This window comes from Ktedonobacter robiniae, from assembly GCF_016587375.1.
Lineage (GTDB): Bacteria > Chloroflexota > Ktedonobacteria > Ktedonobacterales > Ktedonobacteraceae > Ktedonobacter > Ktedonobacter robiniae.
The window spans coordinates 2,518,093-2,538,491 of sequence record NZ_BNJG01000002.1 but is presented as its reverse complement, the minus strand read 5'-3'; the positions used below and the strand labels follow the sequence as shown (position 1 = coordinate 2,538,491).

General features: G+C 53.8%; 23 protein-coding genes. 17 read left to right on the top strand and 6 right to left on the bottom strand.

The annotated features are described in order from the left end of the window. Positions 1-19: 19 nt before the first annotated feature. A complete protein-coding gene (locus tag JMJ04_RS31840; RefSeq protein ID WP_201374367.1) occupies positions 20-712 on the top strand; it encodes a chromate transporter in 693 nt (230 codons plus the stop codon). 2 nt (positions 713-714) lie between these two features. Next, positions 715-1,230, top strand: a complete 516-nt coding sequence (locus tag JMJ04_RS31835; RefSeq protein WP_201374366.1) for a chromate transporter — start codon at positions 715-717, stop codon at positions 1,228-1,230. Positions 1,231-1,547: 317 nt separating this feature from the next. Here JMJ04_RS31835 and JMJ04_RS31830 read toward each other — a convergent pair whose 3' ends face one another. Beyond that, complete coding sequence (locus tag JMJ04_RS31830) at positions 1,548-2,267, bottom strand: metal-dependent hydrolase (protein ID WP_201374365.1); 720 nt, start codon at positions 2,265-2,267, stop codon at positions 1,548-1,550. A 381-nt stretch (positions 2,268-2,648) separates the two neighbouring features. On the opposite strand from JMJ04_RS31830, the gene JMJ04_RS31825 reads away from it, so the two are divergent. The 6 genes from JMJ04_RS31825 to JMJ04_RS31800 all read left to right on the top strand — a co-directional run bounded on the left by JMJ04_RS31825 (position 2,649) and on the right by JMJ04_RS31800 (position 8,047). After that, complete coding sequence (locus JMJ04_RS31825; RefSeq protein ID WP_201374364.1) at positions 2,649-2,954, top strand: hypothetical protein; 306 nt, start codon at positions 2,649-2,651, stop codon at positions 2,952-2,954. Positions 2,955-3,281: 327 nt separating this feature from the next. Further along, on the top strand, positions 3,282-4,796 hold the full coding sequence (locus JMJ04_RS47185) for a carbohydrate binding domain-containing protein (protein WP_236038558.1): 1,515 nt from the start codon (positions 3,282-3,284) through the stop codon (positions 4,794-4,796). Between the two features lie 49 nt (positions 4,797-4,845). After that, positions 4,846-5,088, top strand: a complete 243-nt coding sequence (locus JMJ04_RS31815; protein WP_201374363.1) for a hypothetical protein — start codon at positions 4,846-4,848, stop codon at positions 5,086-5,088. Beyond that, positions 5,085-6,020, top strand: coding sequence for an LLM class F420-dependent oxidoreductase (locus JMJ04_RS31810; protein WP_201374362.1), 936 nt, complete (start codon positions 5,085-5,087; stop codon positions 6,018-6,020). The genes JMJ04_RS31815 and JMJ04_RS31810 overlap by 4 nt, the downstream gene beginning before the upstream one ends. Before the next feature lie 245 nt (positions 6,021-6,265). Beyond that, positions 6,266-7,090, top strand: coding sequence for a MerR family transcriptional regulator (locus tag JMJ04_RS31805; protein WP_201374361.1), 825 nt, complete (start codon positions 6,266-6,268; stop codon positions 7,088-7,090). A gap of 27 nt (positions 7,091-7,117) precedes the next feature. Further along, a complete protein-coding gene (locus tag JMJ04_RS31800) occupies positions 7,118-8,047 on the top strand; it encodes a BtrH N-terminal domain-containing protein (RefSeq protein WP_201374360.1) in 930 nt (309 codons plus the stop codon). Between the two features lie 160 nt (positions 8,048-8,207). On the opposite strand, the gene JMJ04_RS31795 is transcribed toward JMJ04_RS31800, so the two are convergent. After that, positions 8,208-9,227 (bottom strand): zinc-dependent alcohol dehydrogenase family protein, encoded by a 1,020-nt coding sequence (locus JMJ04_RS31795; RefSeq protein WP_201374359.1) that lies wholly within the window; start codon positions 9,225-9,227, stop codon positions 8,208-8,210. Beyond that, positions 9,224-9,535 (bottom strand): hypothetical protein, encoded by a 312-nt coding sequence (locus tag JMJ04_RS31790; RefSeq protein WP_236038652.1) that lies wholly within the window; start codon positions 9,533-9,535, stop codon positions 9,224-9,226. Before JMJ04_RS31790 ends, JMJ04_RS31795 begins: the two co-directional genes overlap by 4 nt. 127 nt (positions 9,536-9,662) lie before the next feature. Here JMJ04_RS31790 and JMJ04_RS31785 point away from each other — a divergent pair, with 127 nt between their 5' ends. Further along, positions 9,663-10,631 (top strand): helix-turn-helix transcriptional regulator, encoded by a 969-nt coding sequence (locus JMJ04_RS31785; protein WP_201374357.1) that lies wholly within the window; start codon positions 9,663-9,665, stop codon positions 10,629-10,631. Positions 10,632-10,716: 85 nt separating this feature from the next. Here the strand turns inward: JMJ04_RS31785 and JMJ04_RS31780 are convergent, their stop codons facing one another. Continuing rightward, positions 10,717-11,604 carry a haloalkane dehalogenase gene (locus JMJ04_RS31780; protein WP_201374356.1) on the bottom strand — a complete coding sequence of 296 codons (888 nt, stop codon included), beginning with the start codon at positions 11,602-11,604 and terminating at the stop codon, positions 10,717-10,719. Positions 11,605-11,712: 108 nt separating this feature from the next. Between JMJ04_RS31780 and JMJ04_RS31775 the strand changes: the two genes are divergently transcribed. From JMJ04_RS31775 to JMJ04_RS31750, 6 genes are all read left to right on the top strand, one after another. Next, positions 11,713-12,066 (top strand): hypothetical protein, encoded by a 354-nt coding sequence (locus JMJ04_RS31775; protein ID WP_201374355.1) that lies wholly within the window; start codon positions 11,713-11,715, stop codon positions 12,064-12,066. Between the two features lie 145 nt (positions 12,067-12,211). After that, positions 12,212-12,835, top strand: a complete 624-nt coding sequence (locus JMJ04_RS31770; protein ID WP_307811786.1) for a PadR family transcriptional regulator — start codon at positions 12,212-12,214, stop codon at positions 12,833-12,835. Positions 12,836-12,881: 46 nt separating this feature from the next. After that, positions 12,882-13,574: a WD40 repeat domain-containing protein gene (locus tag JMJ04_RS31765; protein WP_201374353.1), complete on the top strand. Its 693-nt coding sequence runs from the start codon at positions 12,882-12,884 to the stop codon at positions 13,572-13,574. Next, positions 13,558-14,016, top strand: coding sequence for a WD40 repeat domain-containing protein (locus JMJ04_RS31760; protein WP_201374352.1), 459 nt, complete (start codon positions 13,558-13,560; stop codon positions 14,014-14,016). The genes JMJ04_RS31765 and JMJ04_RS31760 overlap by 17 nt, the downstream gene beginning before the upstream one ends. 277 nt (positions 14,017-14,293) lie before the next feature. Then, positions 14,294-15,598 (top strand): TolB family protein, encoded by a 1,305-nt coding sequence (locus JMJ04_RS31755; RefSeq protein WP_201374351.1) that lies wholly within the window; start codon positions 14,294-14,296, stop codon positions 15,596-15,598. Further along, the gene (locus tag JMJ04_RS31750) at positions 15,595-16,611 is read left to right on the top strand and encodes a D-alanyl-D-alanine carboxypeptidase family protein (protein ID WP_201374350.1); all 1,017 of its coding nucleotides are present in this window, start codon (positions 15,595-15,597) and stop codon (positions 16,609-16,611) included. Before JMJ04_RS31755 ends, JMJ04_RS31750 begins: the two co-directional genes overlap by 4 nt. 64 nt (positions 16,612-16,675) lie before the next feature. Here the strand turns inward: JMJ04_RS31750 and JMJ04_RS31745 are convergent, their stop codons facing one another. Beyond that, complete coding sequence (locus tag JMJ04_RS31745; RefSeq protein ID WP_201374349.1) at positions 16,676-17,473, bottom strand: AlkZ-related protein; 798 nt, start codon at positions 17,471-17,473, stop codon at positions 16,676-16,678. Between the two features lie 163 nt (positions 17,474-17,636). Here JMJ04_RS31745 and JMJ04_RS31740 point away from each other — a divergent pair, with 163 nt between their 5' ends. After that, positions 17,637-18,461 (top strand): AraC family transcriptional regulator, encoded by an 825-nt coding sequence (locus JMJ04_RS31740; RefSeq protein ID WP_201374348.1) that lies wholly within the window; start codon positions 17,637-17,639, stop codon positions 18,459-18,461. 99 nt (positions 18,462-18,560) lie between these two features. Further along, positions 18,561-18,947, top strand: coding sequence for a VOC family protein (locus tag JMJ04_RS31735; RefSeq protein WP_201374347.1), 387 nt, complete (start codon positions 18,561-18,563; stop codon positions 18,945-18,947). A gap of 130 nt (positions 18,948-19,077) precedes the next feature. Here the strand turns inward: JMJ04_RS31735 and JMJ04_RS31730 are convergent, their stop codons facing one another. Beyond that, positions 19,078-20,367 carry a serine hydrolase domain-containing protein gene (locus JMJ04_RS31730; RefSeq protein ID WP_201374346.1) on the bottom strand — a complete coding sequence of 430 codons (1,290 nt, stop codon included), beginning with the start codon at positions 20,365-20,367 and terminating at the stop codon, positions 19,078-19,080. Between the last annotated feature and the right edge of the window lie 32 nt (positions 20,368-20,399).

The window sequence follows — 20,399 nt, the reverse complement described above, 5'->3', positions numbered from 1 at the left end:
CGTGATAGGAGATTGTCTTATGCATCCACAAATGTCTGATACAGAGGAGAAGGCATCTATATGCGCTCTAGAAAGCGAGCAGCAGACGACTCTGAAGCAGTCCCTTAATAAACCATCCTTTTGGGTTGTATTCACTACCTGGTTCAAAATTGGTGTCATGTCGTTTGGTGGTGGATCGGCGACATTGCTATTGATTCAGCGCAAATGCGTAGAGCAGATGAAATGGGCCACGGAAGAGGAGTATAGTCGCTACTGGAGCTTAAGTCAGATTTCACCGGGTATCGTCATGTTCGCGACAATGATTCTAATGTTTCGCAAGATCGGCGGTTGGAAGAATGTCATTGCTGCATTCGCCGGGCTACTTATACCCAGCGCGCTCATTACACTGCTCTTTTCTGCCGGTTTTAAGTCTGTACAGAACCTGCCAGCAGTGCAGGCCATGCTTCAGGGGGTTATTCCAGCTACGGCTGGAATTATGCTTACCTTATCGATTAAGTTTGCCCAGCCACTGGTAAAGAAGAGCTATAAGGCCGATAGATTGAGCCTCATTGAATGCCTGGTCATCATTCTAAGCAGCGCCAGCGCATTGATCTTCTGGCATATAGACGTCGTACTGGTTATGCTGGGCGCGGCCCTGTTGAGTGTCGGATTTTTTCTTCCTCTGCGCACCTGGCTTGCTCCAAGACAAGCAGCAGTCCAAAGGAGGCCATAGACATGAATCCATTTATTTACTTTCTACTCTTCTTCAAGGCTTCGCTCTTCTCTTTCGGCTCAGTGGGCAACCTTGCTAGTTTGCATCGCGATCTGCTGAGTAAGGGGTGGGCGAGAGAAGCTAACTTTGGCGAGGCGCTGGCAATTGGGCAATTTAGCCCAGGCTCCAATGGTCTCTGGACGGTCAGCCTGGGCTACCTGACATATGGCCTCCCTGGAGCAGGCCTGGCGCTGCTCTCCCTGGTGCTTCCCCCGCTACTCATCCTTCCGCTGGAGGCAGCATACCACCGCATTGAGCACCAGGCCTGGGCACAGGCGGTTATCCGTAGCCTCTCATTGGTCTCGATTGGCATCCTGCTGAGCGCAGCATGGTCTATCCTGGATGGACGGACCATCGATATTGGAAGTGTTCTGATTTGCCTGGCAGCCTGCGCACTCTGTATGAACCGCCGCATCGGATCGTTCCTGACCCTGCTTCTAGCCATGGGAGCAGGCTACCTCCTCTATGGCCTCCACTAAAAGAGTCCGCTACTGGCGTACGCGGCTACTCTGTTAGATCAGGAGTAGCCGCGTACGCCAGTAGCGGACCTATCCAATCAATGCCAGGAGTTCACGCGATGAATCCACGATAATATCGGCAGCATCAGAGGGAAGATCTTTGGGCCGTGGAAGGGAACAGCGCAACCAGGCAGTTCTCATCCCGACGGCTCTAATAGGGTAAGCGCATACATCCCTCCGGTCGAGTGAACTATTGCAGGGTCAGACGAAACAAAGAAATATAAATAAGTAGAGGGCGACTTGTGGGTCAAGAGGCATGTAATATCATTCCTTCTAGGTCAGCCACCAATAGAGATGGTCTGGCCAGGAGTCATTTCAATAACCTCAACCTTCTCGAGATTGGCCGCACGCAAAGCCTCGCGGAAAGTCTGGGGCGTGCCAGTCAAGACAGGAAAGGTACCATAGTGCATAGGAATAACCTGGGTGACCCCAAGGAGTTTTGTCGCTAGGGCCGCTCCCCGTACACCCATCGTAAAGCGATCCCCAATAGGAAGAATGGCAATATCGGGTGCATGAAGCTCACGTATTAAAGCCATATCACCAAAGACATCGGTATCTCCAGCGCAGTAGATGGTAGGCCCTTGCTCAATACGCAGAACATAACCGGCTGGTTCACCTGCATAGAGTAACTGATCGTCAATAGTGTATGTAGATGTGTGATGGGCACGAGTCATGGTAACAGTTACGTCGCCCAGAGTCACGGAACCACCCATGTTGATATTCTCTATATTCTCGACGCCTTGTTTTTCTAGCCATACCGCCAGTTCACCAATAGTGACAACAGTAGGATGATGATCCTTGGCAATCGCAACTGCATCCATTGTATGGTCAGCGTGCCCATGTGTTAAGAGAAGCACATCTACTTTTTCTATCTGCTCACGCTTGATAGGGCATGTCGGATTATCAGTCAGCCAAGGATCAAGCACGATAGATGTGCCTTGGGCGGTTGTGAACTGAAAGGTGGCGTGTCCTAGCCAGGTAATAGTATTTTTAGGCATAAATTATCTCCTTGCGCTCGCTATAGCGGCTTCATATCAGGGGGCGCTCTCTTTACGCCAAGCTCCAAAGGCTACAATATCATCTTGAAGTTGCGATGTGCGTCCGACAGCATCCAGCCTTTGCACAAACACATCTTTCCTGAAGGGATCAATTTCGAAGAGATACACTTGCTTGCCCGGGGTAACAATATGCACTGGAAAGGCAAATCAATGGACAGAGCATAGCCTGGTGTAGCCTCAACCGTTCCAAATAAGAATTTTATCACAGTCTCCACCAGGGCGTACAGATCCAGCTGTTCAAGACATGTGTACACTGCTGTAGTAGCCAGTTTTTCCCCACATACGTTACAATGCATAGAAATTTGATATAAGAGGAGTCCTATGGCAGAGCATAGTAATGATATAGAAGAACTCATAGCCCTACGCGAGGATGAGAAGCGTTGCATACGCATTCTGGCCGCGTGCCGCCGCTTCGCGGTCAATCTCGGCGGCGACGCGGGCTATTATGCGACCTTCGCCCAGAACGAAGAGGTGCTGCTCGACTCCTTCCAGCAGGTTCTCGCTGCCCACCAGGACTATGATCAGCTCTTCGCCCAGCGCTGCCAACGCGCCGGTCTAACCCCCGCCGACGTCCAACGCCTGAAAGACCGTCTGCAATTCTGGCTCTCTTCCCAGGAAGATGTTTGACTTCAAGAACAATACTCCCATCAAACTGTAGGGTCCATGCTGGCATGGACTCGCCCGGCCAACAGGCCAATACCCAGCCACTGAGACATTACCTCGCTCGCAGTCCATGCCAGCATGGACCCTACAATATGCCAATAAAATACAACTAGTGGTCTAGACGTCTTGACAAGAACGCGTTTCAACAGTACAGTTATAAGTATGTATCAGCTTTGTGAAGAAAGGATCTCTTCCAGGCGCCTGGTACACCAACCCCTTTGTAGAGGCAACGCGTGAAACGCCTTCTTTTGTTTCAATCGCTGTTGCCAGGTTTTCAAGGAGGAAAGCTGCATGAATCGTTCACGCAGGATGCTTTTTGTGCTCGTGGCAGGCTTTTTACTGCTCACCAGTGCGGTGACAGCCGGGCTGATGCAGATCGGCAACACCGGTCAGGCCCATGCCGCCACGTCTTTTCCCACTTCGTATTTCGCCCCCTATCAGGATGTCACCATTGGTGCCTCGCTACAGTCGGTTGCCCAGGCAACCGGACAAAAGTATTACACACTGGCCTTTATTACGGGCAATGGCTGCAACGCTGACTGGGCTGGTACGATCCCGCTGAATCAGACCAGTATCTACTTACCCAACCTGGATAGCGATATCAGCTACCTGCGCGCTCAGGGCGGCGATATCATTATCTCCTTTGGCGGCGAGGCCGGACAGGAACTGGCGCAGACCTGTAGCACCGTCAGTTCCTTGCAGGCACAATACCAGGCCGTCATCAACCAGTATCATGCAACGCATCTCGATTTCGATATCGAGGGCGGCGAGCAGGGCGACTCGACGACCTACACACGTCGCAATACGGCCCTGGCAGCGTTGCAGACCGCTAATCCTGGCCTGACCATCTCGTTCACGCTCCCATCCGCGACTACCGGCCTGCTCAGCGATAGCCTGGGCCTGCTGAATAACGCGGTCTCGCATGGCGTCAACTTCAACATTGTCAACCTTATGACAATGGACTACGGCTCGCCCGATAGTCAGATGGGGCAGGAGTCCATTAACGCGGCCAATGGTCTCCATTCCGAGCTACAGAGCATCTTCCCCTCGAAAAGCTCCAGCCAGCTCTGGGCCATGGTCGGCATCACACCCATGATCGGGCAGAACGATTCTGGGGGCGAAGTCTTTAGCCTGAGCAATGCCTCGCAGGTGCTCTCATTCGCCCAGACAAATAAGATTGGCGAGTTGGCCTTCTGGGAGGTTCCACGCGATAACGGCAACTGCGCCGGTTCGACGACCGCCTCCGATACCTGTAGCGGTATCTCACAGAGCGCCTACGCCTTCACCAATCTCTGGAAGCCCTTCACCAGCGGTAGCAGCGGTGGCGGAAGCACACCTACACCTACTCCCACCCAGACAAAGACGCCCACACCAACGCCTACCCAGACCCAGACGCCTACTCCCACTCCCACACCTCCAACTGGCGGAAACCTGGTCAGTAACCCCGGCTTTGAGACGGGCAGCCTCTCCAGCTGGACCTGCCAGGCGGGCGATAGCGTGGTGAGCAGCCCGGCCCACAGCGGCTCGCATGCCCTGGCTATGGTCCCGAGCAGCTCAACCACGGGCGAGTGTGACCAGACCATCAGCGTTCAACCCAACCACACTTACACCCTGAGCGCCTATGTGGATGGACCATATGCCTATCTGGGGGTACAAAATGGCACCAGCACCTGGACCAGTAGCAGCAGTTACACGCGCTTAAGTGTGACCTTCACAACGAGCGCTTCGCAGAGCAGTGCTACCATCTACATTCACGGCTGGTACGCCCAGGGCAGCGTCTATGTGGATGACGTCTCCCTTAGTTAGACTATAGAAAACAAAATCTCGCCACGCTATGGTGAGCAGAAAAAGGTGTGTGGTGGCGATCTGGCAGAGCCAGATCGCCACCACACACCTTTTTCAACTTTGTATTTCTTCTGACATATTGGTTGGTAGCCTGAATAAACTGCTGACGTTGAGTCTCGGCCTGATGTTGGGTTATAATCAAAGGGGGCCAGTTGTAGGCTGGCGCGAGAGGGAGTGGTGGAAGTTGGGTAAAAACTCCCCTATCCATATTGATATTCTTCTATATTTTGCGATGAAAAGAGGTTATGCATGAAATACGGTATCTCGCTTCCCAATGGCTGGACGATGAGCCTGGTGGGTATTAAGGATCCCGTTGAGGCATATGAGACGATGACCAATGTGGCAAAGGCCGCAGATGAGACAGGCTTTGAGGCGGTGTGGATGGTGGATCACTTCCACACGGTTCCCACGCCAACACAGGAGGTCACCTTTGAGAGTTGGATGTCGCTGGCGGCTATCGCCCGCGATACCAAGCGCGTGCGCATCGGGCAGATCGTGACCTGCAATAGCTACCGTAATCCCGCCCTGCTGGCCAAGATGGCGAGTACACTGGATGTCCTGAGCCATGGCCGTTTGAACTTCGGCATTGGCGCGGGCTGGTATGAGCACGAGTATAAGGCGTATGGCTATCCCTATCCCGACGCGCCTGAGCGCCTGCGGATGCTGCGCGAGGCTCTCCAGGTTATTCACGCCATGTGGGAGCAGGAAGAGGCCCATTTCGAGGGCAAGTACTACCAGGTACGCGGCGCGATCAACCAGCCCAAGGGCGTGCAGAAGCCGCATATCCCTATCCTGGTTGGCGGCGGCGGCGAGAAGGTGACGCTCAAGTTGGTAGCCCAGTATGGCGACGCCTGCAATGTGGGCGGCGACCTGGCAACCATCAAGCACAAGCTTGGAGTGCTCAAGCAACACTGCGAGACGGTGGGACGCGATTATAGCAGCATCTATAACACGACTGGCTCATTTTGCTCCATCGCCGATACTGACGAGGAGGCCCTGGCCCTGGTCCCCGAAAAGTCCAGGGGCAATCTCAGAGATACCTCCCTCGTGGGTAGCCCCGAGACCATTCGCCAGCGCATCGCGGCCCTGGAGGAGTTGGGCATTCACGAAATCATTATCGATTTCCCCAGCGCGACCGACCTGACAACGCTTCACCGCTTCGCGCAGGAGTTTATCGCTAAGTAAACCCGCTACTGGCGTACGCGGCTACTTCTCCAGGGGAGATAGCCGCGTATCAGGTACAACGTCCCCATACATCATCTTTCCCGCTATCCTATATACCATCTTTCCCTCTATCCTATACATCATCTTTCCCGCTATATACTATGAAGTAATTTCTTTAGCCACATCAAAAGATAGTTCACTTTTCCCTTGACTCTCCCCTAAGGGGAGGATGTAAGCTCTCTTTAGAAGCGGAGGAAGAGAAGGTTATGCTCAAGATTGGAGAATTTGCGCGTCTCAGTCAGGTATCGATAAAAACGTTGCGACACTATGACGCACTGAACGTGCTGCGGCCAGCGCGGATCTATCCAGAGAGCGGCTACCGCTTGTATGAAATCGGGCAACTGGTCGATATGGTGCGTATTCTGGCGCTCAAAGACTGCGGCTTTACGCTGGAAGAAATCGCACGGTTGCTGCAAACCTACGACACGAAGACGGTCGAGGCACTGCTGCACCAGCGGATAGCGGCTCAGGAGCAACTCGTTGCGGATGAGCAGGCGCGTCTCCAGCGCATGATTGCACGCACACAGCAACTGGCCGACGCTGACCGTGTTCCGCTGTACGATGTCGCGCTCAAACAGACCGAGCCGCTTACGCTGGTTGGTCTCCGCCAGTGCGTCGCGACAACCGCAGAGATTGGCCCTTTCGCACAAATGGTCATGCGCCATTGCGAGCAACACGGGGTAGTCTCAAGTGGCCCTCTGATCCATCTCTATTATGATGAGAGTCAACTGGATGAAGGATTTGATCTTTTTGTGGGCATGTCAGTCACTGCTTTGCCTCCTTCCCTGGCCGATCTCTGCTGTGAAAGGCTTGCGGGCGGGGAGCAGGTCGCGTGCGTCATTTATCGCGGTGATTATAGAAACATCAGCAGCGCTTATAGCGCGCTGGATCGCTGGCTCTCGACAAGCAGCTATCGCATAGCGGGACCATGCCGCGAGATTTATCACCTCAATCCAACGCACACAGACGATCCGGCGTCCTACATTACCGAAATCCAGTATCCTCTGCGGCCCGCTTGCGATGTGAGCTAACGTATTCCAGAAACAGGAGAGATTACGATGACACTTCCACTGGTTCCCTTTGAGGGACGAATGAGCTATTGTCTGATAAAAAGTTTACAGATGGTTCTGGCCCATCAGGGGCATACGTATCCTGTTGAGTGGTTGGAATGTGTAAGTGGCGAACCATTCGGTTTTGTGTATATTCGCGATAAGCAGAGCCTTTTTGCCGTCGATGGCTATGTATATCATCGCGCAGGCGAACACCTGCTACGTACTTTGAATTATAGCTACACCTATACGAGTTCCCCGAATGACGCTGCCGCGCTGGCCAGCCTGGAGGACGCGCTGAAGTCGGGTCCGGTCGTGGCTGGCATGCTCGATATGGGATATCTCACGTACATACCTAATCATACCCAACTCTATAGCAGCGACCATGCCATTGTGGTACTGGCTTTGCAGTCCGACGCGGTGATTGTCCACGATCCAGCAGGCTATGTGGCTACCCCCCTCCCGTTGAGCGACTTTCTGGCTGCCTGGCAGCGCGACATCTACACGGGCAAACCCTACGGTTTATGGCAAATCGGAGCACAGGGGAAGCCGCCAACTGAGGAAGAGATCTGGGAAAAGACGCTGGCCCGCGCCCGCGAGAACGTTGAGTGCGAGGCAGGAGAACTGTTTCCCGGTGGACCCACGGCCTTCTATGGTCCCACCGCTATGCGTACCCTGGCAGGCGATCTCCAGGCATGGCCAGAGATTGGCCTGGGGCCATTGCCATACTTTAGCTGGCAAGTATCGGCACAACGCTGTCTGGATAGCGCCTTCTTCCTTCGTGAAAAGCTTCCCACAGCCGCAGCCATCCGTTGGGAAGAGTGCCAGCTCTATGGCCAGCTCCAGCACGCATCCGTAGCCAACAAACGAGCTTTCTTGCCTGAATTGCTGGAACACCTGGCGGAGCGTGAGGAGAAGTTTATCGCCGCGCTTGCTTGAGCATGGTTGGAGCTCGGGAAGTTCATGCGAACCAGCCAACGATGAGCATGAACACAGAACAATGGTGCCAAGAATAATAATGAGGATGCGGGTTGATAGCTCTAGAGCTATCAACCCGCATCCTCATTATCAACAAACAGCGGATGTTCAGTAAAAAGCCTTAACTCAGGCTAATAATTACTTTGCCGAAGGGCTGGACTTCGCTGTAATACTGATAGGCGGCTTTCGCCTCCGCGAAAGGAAACACGCGGTCGATGACTGGCCTCATACCATTGGCGGCGATGGCGCGGTTCATGGCGAGAAACTGCGCACGGCTGCCAAGGGAGATACCTCGCAGGGTAGCGGTCCCCATGAAGACGGAGCGGTGAATTCCTCTATCGTCTGTGTTGTCGCGCGCCACCGATCCGATCACGGCAATCTCTCCCGCGATCCTGGTCGCACTGATCGACTTGACGATTGTACCGGGCCCGCCGACCTCGACCACGTGATCGACACCTCGCCCACCCGTTAATTCGCGCACCGCGAGATGCCAATCAGGCGTCGTGCGGTAGTTGATCACGTGATCCGCCCCCAGCGCCTTGAGCCGCTCGGCCTTCTCCGCACTCGAAGTGGTCGCTATGACCCGTGCGCCAGCGATTTTGGCGAGTTGGAGGGCAAAGAGCGAGACTCCTCCTGATCCCAAGGTGAGCACACTGTCGCCAACCTGGAGTCCCATCCCACCAGTGAGAGCATTCCAGGCGGTGAGCGCGGCACAGGGAAGGGACGCCGCTTCCTCAAAAGAGAGATGATCCGGGATGGGAACGACTCCATCCTCTGACAAAAGGGCGTATTCCGTCAGCATGCCATCCAGCGAACCACCAAGCTGGTCGGCGACCTCCGCCTGAAAGCGACCGTCAATCCAACGAGGGAAGACAACGCCAGCCACGCGGTCACCTACCTTGACACTCTTCACACCCTCACCGATGGCTACGACCTCTCCAGCACCATCGGAGACCGGGATCACATCTGGTCGCACAGGCAAGGGATAGTAGCCAAGCAGCAGGATCAGCAGTTCTCGTGCATTGAGTGAGCAGGCTCGCACTCTCACCAGTACTTCGCGCGAGCCAGGTACTGGTACTTCTTGTTCCCTCATTACAAGCCCCTCAAGGCCTGCGCCCATGTTTATATGATAGCTTTTCATGAGATACTCTTTTCTCCTGCAGCTTCTTTTTGCTGATAGAGTAGAAGCTTGCCCAGACCTACAATCTCAGCTGGTCCCTCAGCCAGGGGGAAGAGATGCTTCCCGGCCCATGCGAAGGCCTTTCTATTGCCTTCTTCGGCCGCCTCCTGCGTCTCAAAGATGCTGATACTCACCGCCTCACCCTCTCCAACCTGAACCACAATAAACTCAATAAACCCTGGCTCATTCTTGAGAACTGGCACAAAGACGTCCCTTGTCTTTTGCGTCAGCGTGTCTATCAAATGTGGCTGGACCTTGATTTTTCGCATCACAGCATACATATATATCTTCCTGTTCCTTTCTGATACAGCATTTATCCTCTACATGCTTGATTGTAGCCTGATAAGCTGATAGAATCGTTCCTAATTAAAGGCACTTTGAGATAGGAGCAGGAAATTGGTCTATCGCCCAACGGCTCGCGTGCTGACGGTCTTAGAACTTCTTCAGGCGCATGGACGCATGACCGGCGCGGAGCTGGCGCGTCGGCTGGAGGTGGATGTCCGCACGGTTCGCAACTATATTGAGACCCTGGTTGACCTGGGCATTCCTGTGGAGGCTGAACGGGGGCGCTATGGAGCCTACCGCCTGCGAGCTGGCTACAAACTCCCACCACTAATCTTTACAGAGGATGAGGCCCTGGCATTGACGCTCTCGTTGCTGGTGGCTCGTCAATCGGGGCTATCAAGGAGTGTTCCCTCTTTTGAGGGGGTGCTGGCCAAGGTTGAGCGCGTCCTACCGAGCGAGACCCGCTCACGCATCCAGGCAGTCGCGCAGACAGTGGCCTTCGAGAGCGGAGCCACATCGGAGGCACCCTCGGGCCTGGCGGTAATGGTCCTCAGTTCAGCAATTCAGGAAGGGCGACGGGTACACCTGCACTATCGCTCGCCGCGTTCGGAGGTAACGGAACGAGACTTTGATCCCTATGGAGTCGCCTATCACAGGGGCTTCTGGTACACCATCGGCTATTGCCACTTGCGTGAAGGTGAACGCCTCTTTCGCCTGGACCGGATCGAGCATATCGAGATGACTACTGAAACCTTTCCCCCACGGATCAACTTTCCCGCCCTAGAAGCGGTGCAACAGGCACTTGCCTCAGTACCGAGGGTATGGCAGATCGAGGTAAGATTGGAGGCAACCCTAGATGAGGCCCAACGGCAGACACACATCCCAAAAGCCTTCTTTACGGAGGTAGCGGGCGGAGTTCTCTTGCGAGTCGAGGTCGAAGATCTGCCCTGGATGGCCCGCCTGCTGGCAGGCCTGGACATGTCTTTCACCATCCAGCGCCCACCTGAGTTATGCGAGGTCCTGCGCCAGCATGCCCACAAACTGGTTAGTTACACAGAGAGTGAGGAGATGCGCTACTGACGTACGCGCCTACGCTGGGCGCACGCACATGGGCTGGGGAGCGTAGGTGCGTACGTCAGTAGCGCATCTCGCCTCTATTACATCTTTACCCGGCAATAAACTCGTTAATGATGCGGGCGAGATCGGGGCCTTTGTCTTCTTGCAGAAAGTGGCCTGCGTTGGTAATAGTGGTATGAGGCTGACCCTTGGCACTGGGGATGAGAGCCTGCAAGACCGCGTCTCCGCCACGTGTGATGGGATCGCTATCGCTAAAAGCTGTCAGGAAGGGTTTCTCCCAGCGGCGCAGGACCTCCCAGGCGGCGCGATTGGCCTCGGTGGCAGGGTCATCAGGCTTTGTAGGCACGAGCAGCGGGAACTGAAGCGCCCCTGCCATATAGCTCTCATCGGGGAAGGGAGCGTCATAGGCGGCAACCTCCTCGGGCGCAAGGGGCGTCACGCAACCGCCCTTGACGACACGGCCCGCTTGAAAGCCCTGGAAGGTCTGCGACATGCGCTGCCAGTGCAGGAAGGCCTCGCTGGGCGGCTGGTCGCCTGTGGGCAGGAAGGTATTGGCGGCGATAACGCGGGCGAAGCGCTCCGGTTGCTCTCCCACGAGGCGCAAGCCAATCAACCCGCCCCAGTCCTGGCAGAAGAGCGTTACCTGGCGCAGATCGAGCGCGTTCAAGACACCGTGCATCCAGTCGACATGACGCTTATAGGTATAGTCCTCGCGCTGCGTGGGCTTATCCGAGCGACCAAAGCCGACAAGATCGGGAGCGATAACACGATGTCCAGCGGCGGACAGCAAGGGAACCATCTTGCGGTACAAATACGACCAAGAAGGCTCACCATGCAGCAAAAGAACCGACGCAGCCTCGCGCGGCCCCTCATCGATATAGTGAACGCGCAGGCCATCCACCTCCAGGTAGTGCGGCTCAAAGGGATAATCAGGCAGGTTGATGAAGCGCTCGTCCGGCGTGCGAAGTACTTCCATAGTTCCTTCTTTCTTCGTGCGATAAGTGGTATACTATCTTCTACCAAATGTAGCACTTCTCGCGCACGAAGAAAAGGGACACAAAGTTGTGTCTGGAGGGATACCGCAATGCCTGATACACTTCTACTCCTCATCATGGTAGGCATACTGGGTGTCTGCCTGCTGCTCGCCAACTATGGGAAGCGCTACCGCATTCGGCGTACAGGCAGGCGTGTCCTGGTCAGGGTTGTCCAGGTCAACTACTATCAAGCAACGAAACAAGTGCAAGATATCCCACTCTATAACATACCAACTGCGGTCGGTCGCTGGCGCTACGAGGTCATCGCCGAATGGAACGACCAGGCCAGCGGGAACGCGCTGCGCATCTCCAGCGGTCTCAAGAACGGCCTTCCCCGCTGCCAGCGCGGCGACTACCTCTGCGCCTACATTAGCCCCAAAGGCAGCTACCTGGAGAGCGCCTAGCCTGCTAGAGTGCTAAAGACAAGCTGTTAAAAAAGCTCAAACCTAATGATTAGCGCCACTAAATAAGGTCGCTAGTTGCGAAGGACCGGGTCACCGTTCGCGGTGACCCGGTCCTTCTACCTTCCCGCTTCTCTTTTCTCCTCCAATATGCTATTATTCCAATATTGAAATAATAGCATATTGGAGGAGAAAGATTATCACGACTCTAGGCTACGCTCTTCTGGCACTTCTCGCTCGCCAGGAGTCCTCTGGCTATGACCTGGCTCAACGCCTTAAACGACCTATTGGTTTCTTCTGGACCGCTCATTCCAGCCACATCTACAGTGAGTTGGCACGCCTGGAAGAGGAGGGATTTATTACCGCGCAAGTGGTCGCACAACCTACTCGCCCGGCCAAGAGGCTGTTCTCCGTGACAGAGAGTGGTCTCGCAGCCTTACGCACATGGGTAACCTCACCCATTGAACCATCTCCACCGCGCGACGAGCTTGTGCTCAAAGCTTACGCCATCTGGCTAGCTGATCCCACGCAGGCTATCGCGTTGTTTCGGCAACAGCAGGAGTTACACGCTGCACGCCTGGCTGAGTATGAACACATCCTGACCCGAATCAAGCACGAGCATGGCGAGCAACTGGATATTACGCTGCCCGATTTTGGCAATTATGCGACTCTCCATGCGGGCGTGTACGCGGAGCAAGCCTCAGTCGACTGGTGCCGTTGGATGGTAGAGCAGTTGACAAACCATTCTCGACAGGAAGCAGAGCAGGGATAGCCACGTACTTACTCACATAACGAGTATACAGGGAGGTTCTTTTTTTATGAAACAGGATGGTTTCCTTCACATACACTCAAGCAGAGCAAAGCCCTTCTTCCAGCCAGTATATTCCAGGCGTCACTTCTGCTCTCTGGCAACGATGAGCATCCTCGTCTCCGCTTGCCAGTCCCCCGCGCCTGTAAAAATTCCAACAACACCGACACCACGCCCAACGCTCAAGCCTATCATCGCCTCCAATGCCCACAATCTGGCACAAATCGGCGTCCTGGAGAATTTGCAGGACAAGGTGCGCGGACTCTGCTGGTCGCCTGATGGAAGCTTCCTGGCCGTGGCTCCAGGCGAACACATTCAGATCTGGCAGAGCGCCTCCTTGAAACAGGTTGCCACATTACAAGGAAAAACAGGTAGCATCAATGGGATGGCCTGGTCATCCGATGGCACCTCTCTGGCAGCTGCTGGCGACAAAGGCATAGTGCAGATCTGGCAAACCGCCAACAGACAGACCCAGAGACTATTGAACTGGCAAACAACATCGACGCATCCTCGACCAGAACTATTGAGCGTGGCATGGTCCCCTACATCAAAGCAACTGGTAGCGGGGAATGCCGATGGCGCGCTTCTTCTCTGGGATACCACAAACGGAAAAAATCTTGGGCTTTGGGAGGGAACCCGGCCAGTCTGTAAGCTCAGGCGGACGCTATCCTTATGCGGTCTGGGGTGTGGCCTGGTCCCCTGATGGGCGCCATATCGTCTCGAATCGCTATGATAAATACACATTTATGTGGGATACCCAAAGTCGTAAGATTATCCACCAGCTCCCACCCCAGGACCAGCCCAATGGCGTCGCTTACTCGCCAGATGGACAGTTTGTTGCTACATCAAACGACGCTGGAACTGTCCAGGTCTGGGACGCACAAGGCAAACTTGTACGTGTTCTAACCGGTCATACAGATGCGGGCTGGGCATATCCCATCATGTGGTCGCCTGATGCCTCTCTCCTGGCGACCGCACGCGCCTATGGCCTGGTACAGCTCTGGGAAGTGCAAAACGGACAAGAGTTGGCCACCATTCAGGGACACAACTCAGGTATATTTACAGGGAGCTGGTCGCCTTCGGGTACCATTATTGCTACTGGCAGCGACGATGCAACGGTTCGTCTCTGGGGAGTAACGCAGTAAAGTCCTTATCTGGCACCGCTCAAGCAGGTGAAACTCTGGGTTTACGAAAAAGAATACCTTATTCACAGTTGGAGGTGCTACCCCTCTTCCTCCTGCTCTATGCCTCTCTGAAGAGAGGGGCTAAGAAACGCGACAAATACACCTATTTCACCATAGGCCTGGTACTTTGGTATATCCAGGCCTGCTTGTATGTTATAGAATCGCTCCTCTAGCGACACCATAAGTGACAGCCAGACATCACTCCCTGCGCTTTTGCTCTCGCTAGAAAGAAACCCGTATGCACAAACTTCGATGGAAACCGCACTGCTCCATCATTGTTGCGCTCATGTGTATTGTCTTACTTGGGCTAATCATTGAAATAACAATATATGTTCGCGTTACGCCGACACAACGCTCATTTGCAGCCCAGGCAGATCAACAGAGAACGACGAAGAGATCTACTCCTCCCAGTAGGCATACAACCCTGAGCAGCTGCCCCCCAGAGGGGCAAGCACGAAGCGCCGCTGTTGCACCATTAGCTCATGGACAGCTACCACATATTCTCTACCTGCAAACAAACGACATATTGAATGGCCCCTCAAGTGTGATCGATTTTGATGTACTACACAATGATAGCTCTGAAATAACGCGTGGGGAAATCAAGAAGGGCCTTGTCTCCGCAAATGGAACATGGCTACTTACGCTTGTTCATAGTAATGGACATGATGAGGTCCGTATCCTACACCTTGATGGAAAAGACGAGCAGACCCTGTATTGTTCGCCCAATGGCGCACAACTGGAGAGCGTACAATGGTCGCCTGATCAAAGCTATATTGCCTGGAGCCTGATCCCGGCAATTGATAGGCTTCCAGACCTCTACCTGCTCAATCTTCACAGCGGGCAGATCACGAGGGTCGCGCAGGCAACTCGTGATAAAGGATATCAGCCTGGAAGTTGGCTCAATGTAGGGCAACTCCTTGTAAAGGATAGCTTAAAGGATGGATCATCACAGGCACTCTATGTGTTGGATATCACAAAAAAGCCTCTTCCAGGGCTTCGGCAAATATTTCAGCCCCAGACACCCCAATGTTGGGACTATGTAGCAAGCGGCGATGGAAAGACACTGTACATAAGTGAGTGCGCTGGCGGAAATAGCATTTATCGGGGACCCAGCACCATCAGTGCGCTCCATCTTGCAAGCAACAAGACAGAAGAGATCTGGCACTCTAACACTATGGCCATTACAGCCCTGCGCTTTGCCGCGAAGAGTGACAAGCAACTACTAGCCATCATTGGAAACAGCGCTCCAGGAATGCAGGTTCCCACTGAACTTAACGGGCTCTGGATGATCTCGACTTCTGGAGAAGACAGCACAATTGCGGTCACAAACAGGTATGGAGAATATAGCACCTTCGCAGACACTTCACGCGATCCCTGGTCAAATATTTCACGCGATGGCACTATGTATGTGTTACGCACATCATCCAATGAAGGACAGGGAGATAAGCTTTACTATGGCGTCTTAGGCGGAGGCATACCCGCCCAGTTCGCAGATATAGCAGAGGGAGGAACCCTGGAAATGATAGGCTGGACAGAAGAATGAGAGAGAAGAGAGCTACGACCAGGCAACGCCTGCTGGCACTTGCGTTTGCCATCCTATCTGGACTGACAACGTTGAGTATCGTACTCTTTGCCTGCAGATCCACCAGAATAATCCCCTTGGGCACAACCAATACGCATGCAGCACCAGGGACGGTAACACCTAGCCCAACGCCAGAGCCTACGCCTATCCCCCCGTCTGTCCTGACAGTGATGGGAGGCGCGCCACCAATCAACGCCAAAGCGGCCTACCTTCTGGATACTGATACTGGCAATGTACTGGATGACCAGAACGCGGAGCAGCCCTTACCCATGGCTAGCACGACCAAAATCATGACGGCCCTGGTCGTCATTGAAGCCGCAAATCTCAAAAAGGAAGCCACAGTTTCTCCAGATATACCTCAATATGTCTTGCAGCATAATGGCAGTAATGCCAAACTGGTGCCTGGAGATACCCTGACAGTCAATGACCTGTTATATGCCTTGATGTTGCCGTCTGGTGATGATGCCGCCATAGTCCTGGCTCGCGCTGTCGCGGGAAACTCAGACGCCTTTGTCGGGATGATGAACCGCTTTGCCCTGCGCCATCACCTTTTCCAAACACACTTTATCAACCCCGATGGATTGACATACTACAATGCGAATGGCAATCCCCTCCCCGGACACTATTCAAGCGCACGCGATTTAGCGCGCCTCACAACGTATGCCTTGAGCAATCCCCTCTTCGCCAAAATTGTCAGCACCAGGCAGTATGACCTTGCATGGTCGCCAAAACATGGAGCCTACCATTGGTCGAATACCAACGACCTGTTCAACCTGTATCCAGCAACCACGGGTGTCAAGACCGGTTTCACCAACGAGGCGGGCTACTGCCTGGTCTTCTCCGCGACACGTAATCATCATCACCTGGTCGGCACCGTACTCTTTAGCTCCGACACGGATACCAATCAGCGCTTTCGCGACGCCAAAACGCTCCTCGAATGGGGCTTTGGCCTGCCTATGTTGCCAGCTTATTAGCTATCCATGAAAGAATTTAAGTAGCCCGACGCGTGCCAAAGCACGCGTCAGGCTACTTTTTGCTCTATGTCCAAAGGAAGAGGCGATTCTCTAGTTGGGAAGTTGGTTCAATGCCGAACTCACGGAGTTGTCCACGAATATTGCTGCGGGCAGCCGTGGGCGAGGTCTGGCGCGCATCGGTAAAGGCCTCGGGGCAGAAGCGCTCCGCGAGATCCCAGACATATGAGTATGTGCCGCGTGTGCGCCCCGTCAGGTCGACTTTGCAGATCAGGAAGCGGCGTTGCAGTTCCACAAGTGCGCGTTCGGTCGCCAGCTTCATGGATTTCTCTCCCAGCCTGGCGCCGCGCCTCAGCTCGCGCGAGGGCTGAGCGCCATACTCGTCCAGGTATTCATAGATCATTTTGGCTTCCCCTGAGAGCCTGCCAGCGAAATAGAGCCGATTTACATCTCGCTCCTGCTCCTGGCCACGCCCAGCCAGGGCCGCGATAAAATCGGGGAGATACTCAGGCGCGATAAAGCTGGGCTGGCCCTGGATAATCTTGCCATAGTAGAGCTGTCGCGAGAAATGCAGATCATCCTTCCAGAACCAGGTGCGGTCCAGAACCGAGGTCGCGGTCTCCCCCATGGCCTCGGCCAGATTAGGAAATGGCAGGCGCGGCAGCGGTCCCCAGGTGCAAAAGCCGCACCCCTCCACAAACGTAATCGCCTCCTCTGGCCCGGTGATTTGACCAGGAATAAATGAACGCCACTTTACAGCCTCCTGCATCTTGCCTACCCTTCTAGCACCATCATCGATGCTGTTTAAAATATGTCCGCCTCTATCGTACTTCTTCCCCTGCCCCACTGCAAGTAGGGAAAGCATCTCCTCCTCGCTCGTAAGCTCACATCGGAAGAGGGTATGTTGGGTGCGAAGCACTATAGGCACCAAAGGCCTTGCTTTTAGCATAAACATGGAGTACGCTTTCTACATGACTATGGTTTGGCGTTTGAGGATACGTTCGCCTGTTTGTTCAGGGAGACTGCTTTTGGTTACCCATCACACCTTTTATCCCCGGCCACCACTCTCAGCGTTCATAAAAGGCTTCTGGTCTTACCAGGGCAAGCGACCATCACATACCAGGGAGCGCCGCTTGCCAGATGGATCAGTATCCCTGGTTATCAATCTCCACGAAGACCTGACGCGGATCTATGATTCATATAATCCCAACCAATTTCAAGATTATCGTGGCGGTGTTATCAGTGGCGCCCATTCAGAATTTGTGCTCATCGATACACTCAGCCTCACTTCAGTAATTGGGGTTGATTTCAAAGCGGGTGGTGCCTTACCTTTTCTCCCACTGCCTGCCAGCGAGTTGCATAACCAGGTCATCTCGCTAGAGATGATATGGGGTCCAGAAGCGCTCTCACTGCGAGAACATCTATTAGAAGCTGGGGCACCACAACACCAGTTCTCTCTCCTGGAGCAGTTTTTGTTATCCAGACTAATTGGTGGACGAGAGGCGCATCCTGTTGTTACATTTGCCACACAGGCTATGCATGACATATCATCTGGACAAACAATCTCTTCCATTATTGAGCTGATCGGCATCAGTCAAACACGCTTCCTCCAGGTCTTTCGCGAGGCCGTGGGCCTGACACCAAAGCAATTTTATCGTATCCTGCGTTTCCAGGAGGCACTCCGTCGTCTAGAACAAGAGCCACCAGAACGTCTGAGCAAGCTTGCCATAGATTGTGGCTACTACGATCAGGCTCATTTTATCCACGATTTCCAGGATTTTGGCGGTCTCTCGCCACGCTCCTACCAGGCACAGCGTGGCAAGTACCGTAACCATATCCCCCTACACAATTAAAGTGTGATTTTTTACAATACAAATGCCCTCCTTCCTGGTATATTCTCCTTGTAAGCGAATTCACATCTAAATTACATCTTTTGAAGGAGAATAATATCAATGAGTAGCTTAAACACTTACACCAGGCATGGCTTTGGCACAGTGCGTCCATATCTCTATGGCAATTCTGCCGTCCTGGATTTTTTACGAGGGACATTCAAGGCGGAGGAACTGGAACGAAACCAAACAAGAGGCGGATTCCATATAGAGGCGAAGATCGGCGACTCCGTTGTCATCCTGGAAATTGGTGAGTTTGAGGCTACAGCGCCTCGTTCCCAGGTCTATATCTATGTACAGGATGTAGATGCGACCTACCAGCGAGCACTCCAGGCGGGCGCCACCTCAGTAGACGAACCAGGAGATAAGCCCTATCAAGAACGGGGCGCGGGCGTTAAGGATAGCTTTGGCAATACCTGGTGGTTTGCCACCTATACAGGCTCGAACTAAAGAAGCCTGCGATGCGCTTTTTTTGGCGTGACACCCCGCGCCTACGGCGCTCGCACGTGATAGGAGGTGTGGTGCGTTCTGGCAACCGCAGGTTGCCAGAACGCACCACACCTCCTATCACGAGAAAAGGCTATCCTTGCTTCCTGCTGGCAGTAAAGGTGCGGTAGATGGGAATACGCAGGGTCAGCGTGTTGTAGACGCCCGCCTGCTCCTCAGAGAAATGGAGCTCGAACTCGTTGTCCTCGCTGGTATAATACGTCTCCTCGCTCATGGGTAGCAAGCTGTCATTAATAAAACCTTGTGTGGTGAGCCTCTCTCCGTCGCGCCTCACTTCTAGCAAGAAGCCATTTTCGCCAACATATGCCCCCACCGCTTTATCGAGCGTAGCTTCACTCAGTGTCACAGATGTGCGCACTACGGGGGGAAGTTCAAAGATGTAGCGGGCTATCTTGCGCGTGATGCGCTCAACATTTATCTCTGGGGCGTTCGCCAGCACAACGATCATGGCCTGGTCATCGACAAAGCGCGCGATAAAGGTATGGAAGCCAGGAATGCCGCCACCATGTCCGATGAGACGATGTCCCGCATATTCGGTGACGCGGAAGCCCAGACCGTACTCCTCAAGCCGTCCATCGGCCAGCCGCGTCGGCGTATACATCCGTTCTAGCGTGGCTGTATCTAGCAGGCGTTCCTCGCGTAACGCGGCATCCCAGCGTACTAGGTCCTCAACCGTTGCACCAAGTGCACCTGCCGCGTAGGGAATACTCGTATTGAGATATTCAGCATGCCGATACATCTCTCCAACGCGCTCGTAGCCGCTGGCTCGGCGCGGAACGATTGTCTCGTTATGCATATAATAGGAGCGGTTCATCTCCAGCGGTTGAAAGATATGTTGCTGGATAAACTGCTCATAGCCCATACTTGTTATCTTCTCAATAATCAGGCCGAGCAGGTGATAGCCTGAATTATTGTATGAGTAGCGCGTTCCAGGCTCAAATTCGAGTGGCAGATCTTTGAAATAAGCAACTACGTCACCGGGCAACATATCTTTCTTTGAGATTTCCTGAAAGAAATTATCTAATGAGGTATAACTCTTGATGCCAGAGGTATGGTTCAGCAAATTAGTAATCGTAATCGTCCGACCATGTGTTGGATAATCAGGCAAATAGGTGGTGATTGAGTCATCGAGGCGTAGCTTCCCCTGCTTCTCCAACAGCATAATCGCCACAGCCGTAAACTGCTTGGTAACGGAAGCCAGGCGAAAGACGGTATCAGGCTCAATAGGACAGCTCCACTCCAGGTTCGCAAATCCATAACCAGCGCTATGGATCATTTTGCCATCCTTCACGACAGCTATGGCGACTCCCGGCCCCTGAAGATCAATCTCCGCAGCTACAATCCGGTCAATCTCGCTCAGCATTTCAAATTCCCTTTCATTCCGGCGCTTACAGA

Coding starts and splice junctions, on each gene's coding strand:
- JMJ04_RS31840 (WP_201374367.1), top strand. CDS start 20: ATGCATCCACAAATGTCTGATACAGAGGAGAAGGCATCTATATGCGCT.
- JMJ04_RS31835 (WP_201374366.1), top strand. CDS start 715: ATGAATCCATTTATTTACTTTCTACTCTTCTTCAAGGCTTCGCTCTTC.
- JMJ04_RS31830 (WP_201374365.1), bottom strand. CDS start 2,267: ATGCCTAAAAATACTATTACCTGGCTAGGACACGCCACCTTTCAGTTC.
- JMJ04_RS31825 (WP_201374364.1), top strand. CDS start 2,649: ATGGCAGAGCATAGTAATGATATAGAAGAACTCATAGCCCTACGCGAG.
- JMJ04_RS47185 (WP_236038558.1), top strand. CDS start 3,282: ATGAATCGTTCACGCAGGATGCTTTTTGTGCTCGTGGCAGGCTTTTTA.
- JMJ04_RS31810 (WP_201374362.1), top strand. CDS start 5,085: ATGAAATACGGTATCTCGCTTCCCAATGGCTGGACGATGAGCCTGGTG.
- JMJ04_RS31805 (WP_201374361.1), top strand. CDS start 6,266: ATGCTCAAGATTGGAGAATTTGCGCGTCTCAGTCAGGTATCGATAAAA.
- JMJ04_RS31800 (WP_201374360.1), top strand. CDS start 7,118: ATGACACTTCCACTGGTTCCCTTTGAGGGACGAATGAGCTATTGTCTG.
- JMJ04_RS31795 (WP_201374359.1), bottom strand. CDS start 9,227: ATGAAAAGCTATCATATAAACATGGGCGCAGGCCTTGAGGGGCTTGTA.
- JMJ04_RS31790 (WP_236038652.1), bottom strand. CDS start 9,535: ATGCGAAAAATCAAGGTCCAGCCACATTTGATAGACACGCTGACGCAA.
- JMJ04_RS31780 (WP_201374356.1), bottom strand. CDS start 11,604: ATGGAAGTACTTCGCACGCCGGACGAGCGCTTCATCAACCTGCCTGAT.
- JMJ04_RS31775 (WP_201374355.1), top strand. CDS start 11,713: ATGCCTGATACACTTCTACTCCTCATCATGGTAGGCATACTGGGTGTC.
- JMJ04_RS31765 (WP_201374353.1), top strand. CDS start 12,882: ATGAAACAGGATGGTTTCCTTCACATACACTCAAGCAGAGCAAAGCCC.
- JMJ04_RS31755 (WP_201374351.1), top strand. CDS start 14,294: ATGCACAAACTTCGATGGAAACCGCACTGCTCCATCATTGTTGCGCTC.
- JMJ04_RS31750 (WP_201374350.1), top strand. CDS start 15,595: ATGAGAGAGAAGAGAGCTACGACCAGGCAACGCCTGCTGGCACTTGCG.
- JMJ04_RS31745 (WP_201374349.1), bottom strand. CDS start 17,473: ATGCTTTCCCTACTTGCAGTGGGGCAGGGGAAGAAGTACGATAGAGGC.
- JMJ04_RS31735 (WP_201374347.1), top strand. CDS start 18,561: ATGAGTAGCTTAAACACTTACACCAGGCATGGCTTTGGCACAGTGCGT.
- JMJ04_RS31730 (WP_201374346.1), bottom strand. CDS start 20,367: ATGCTGAGCGAGATTGACCGGATTGTAGCTGCGGAGATTGATCTTCAG.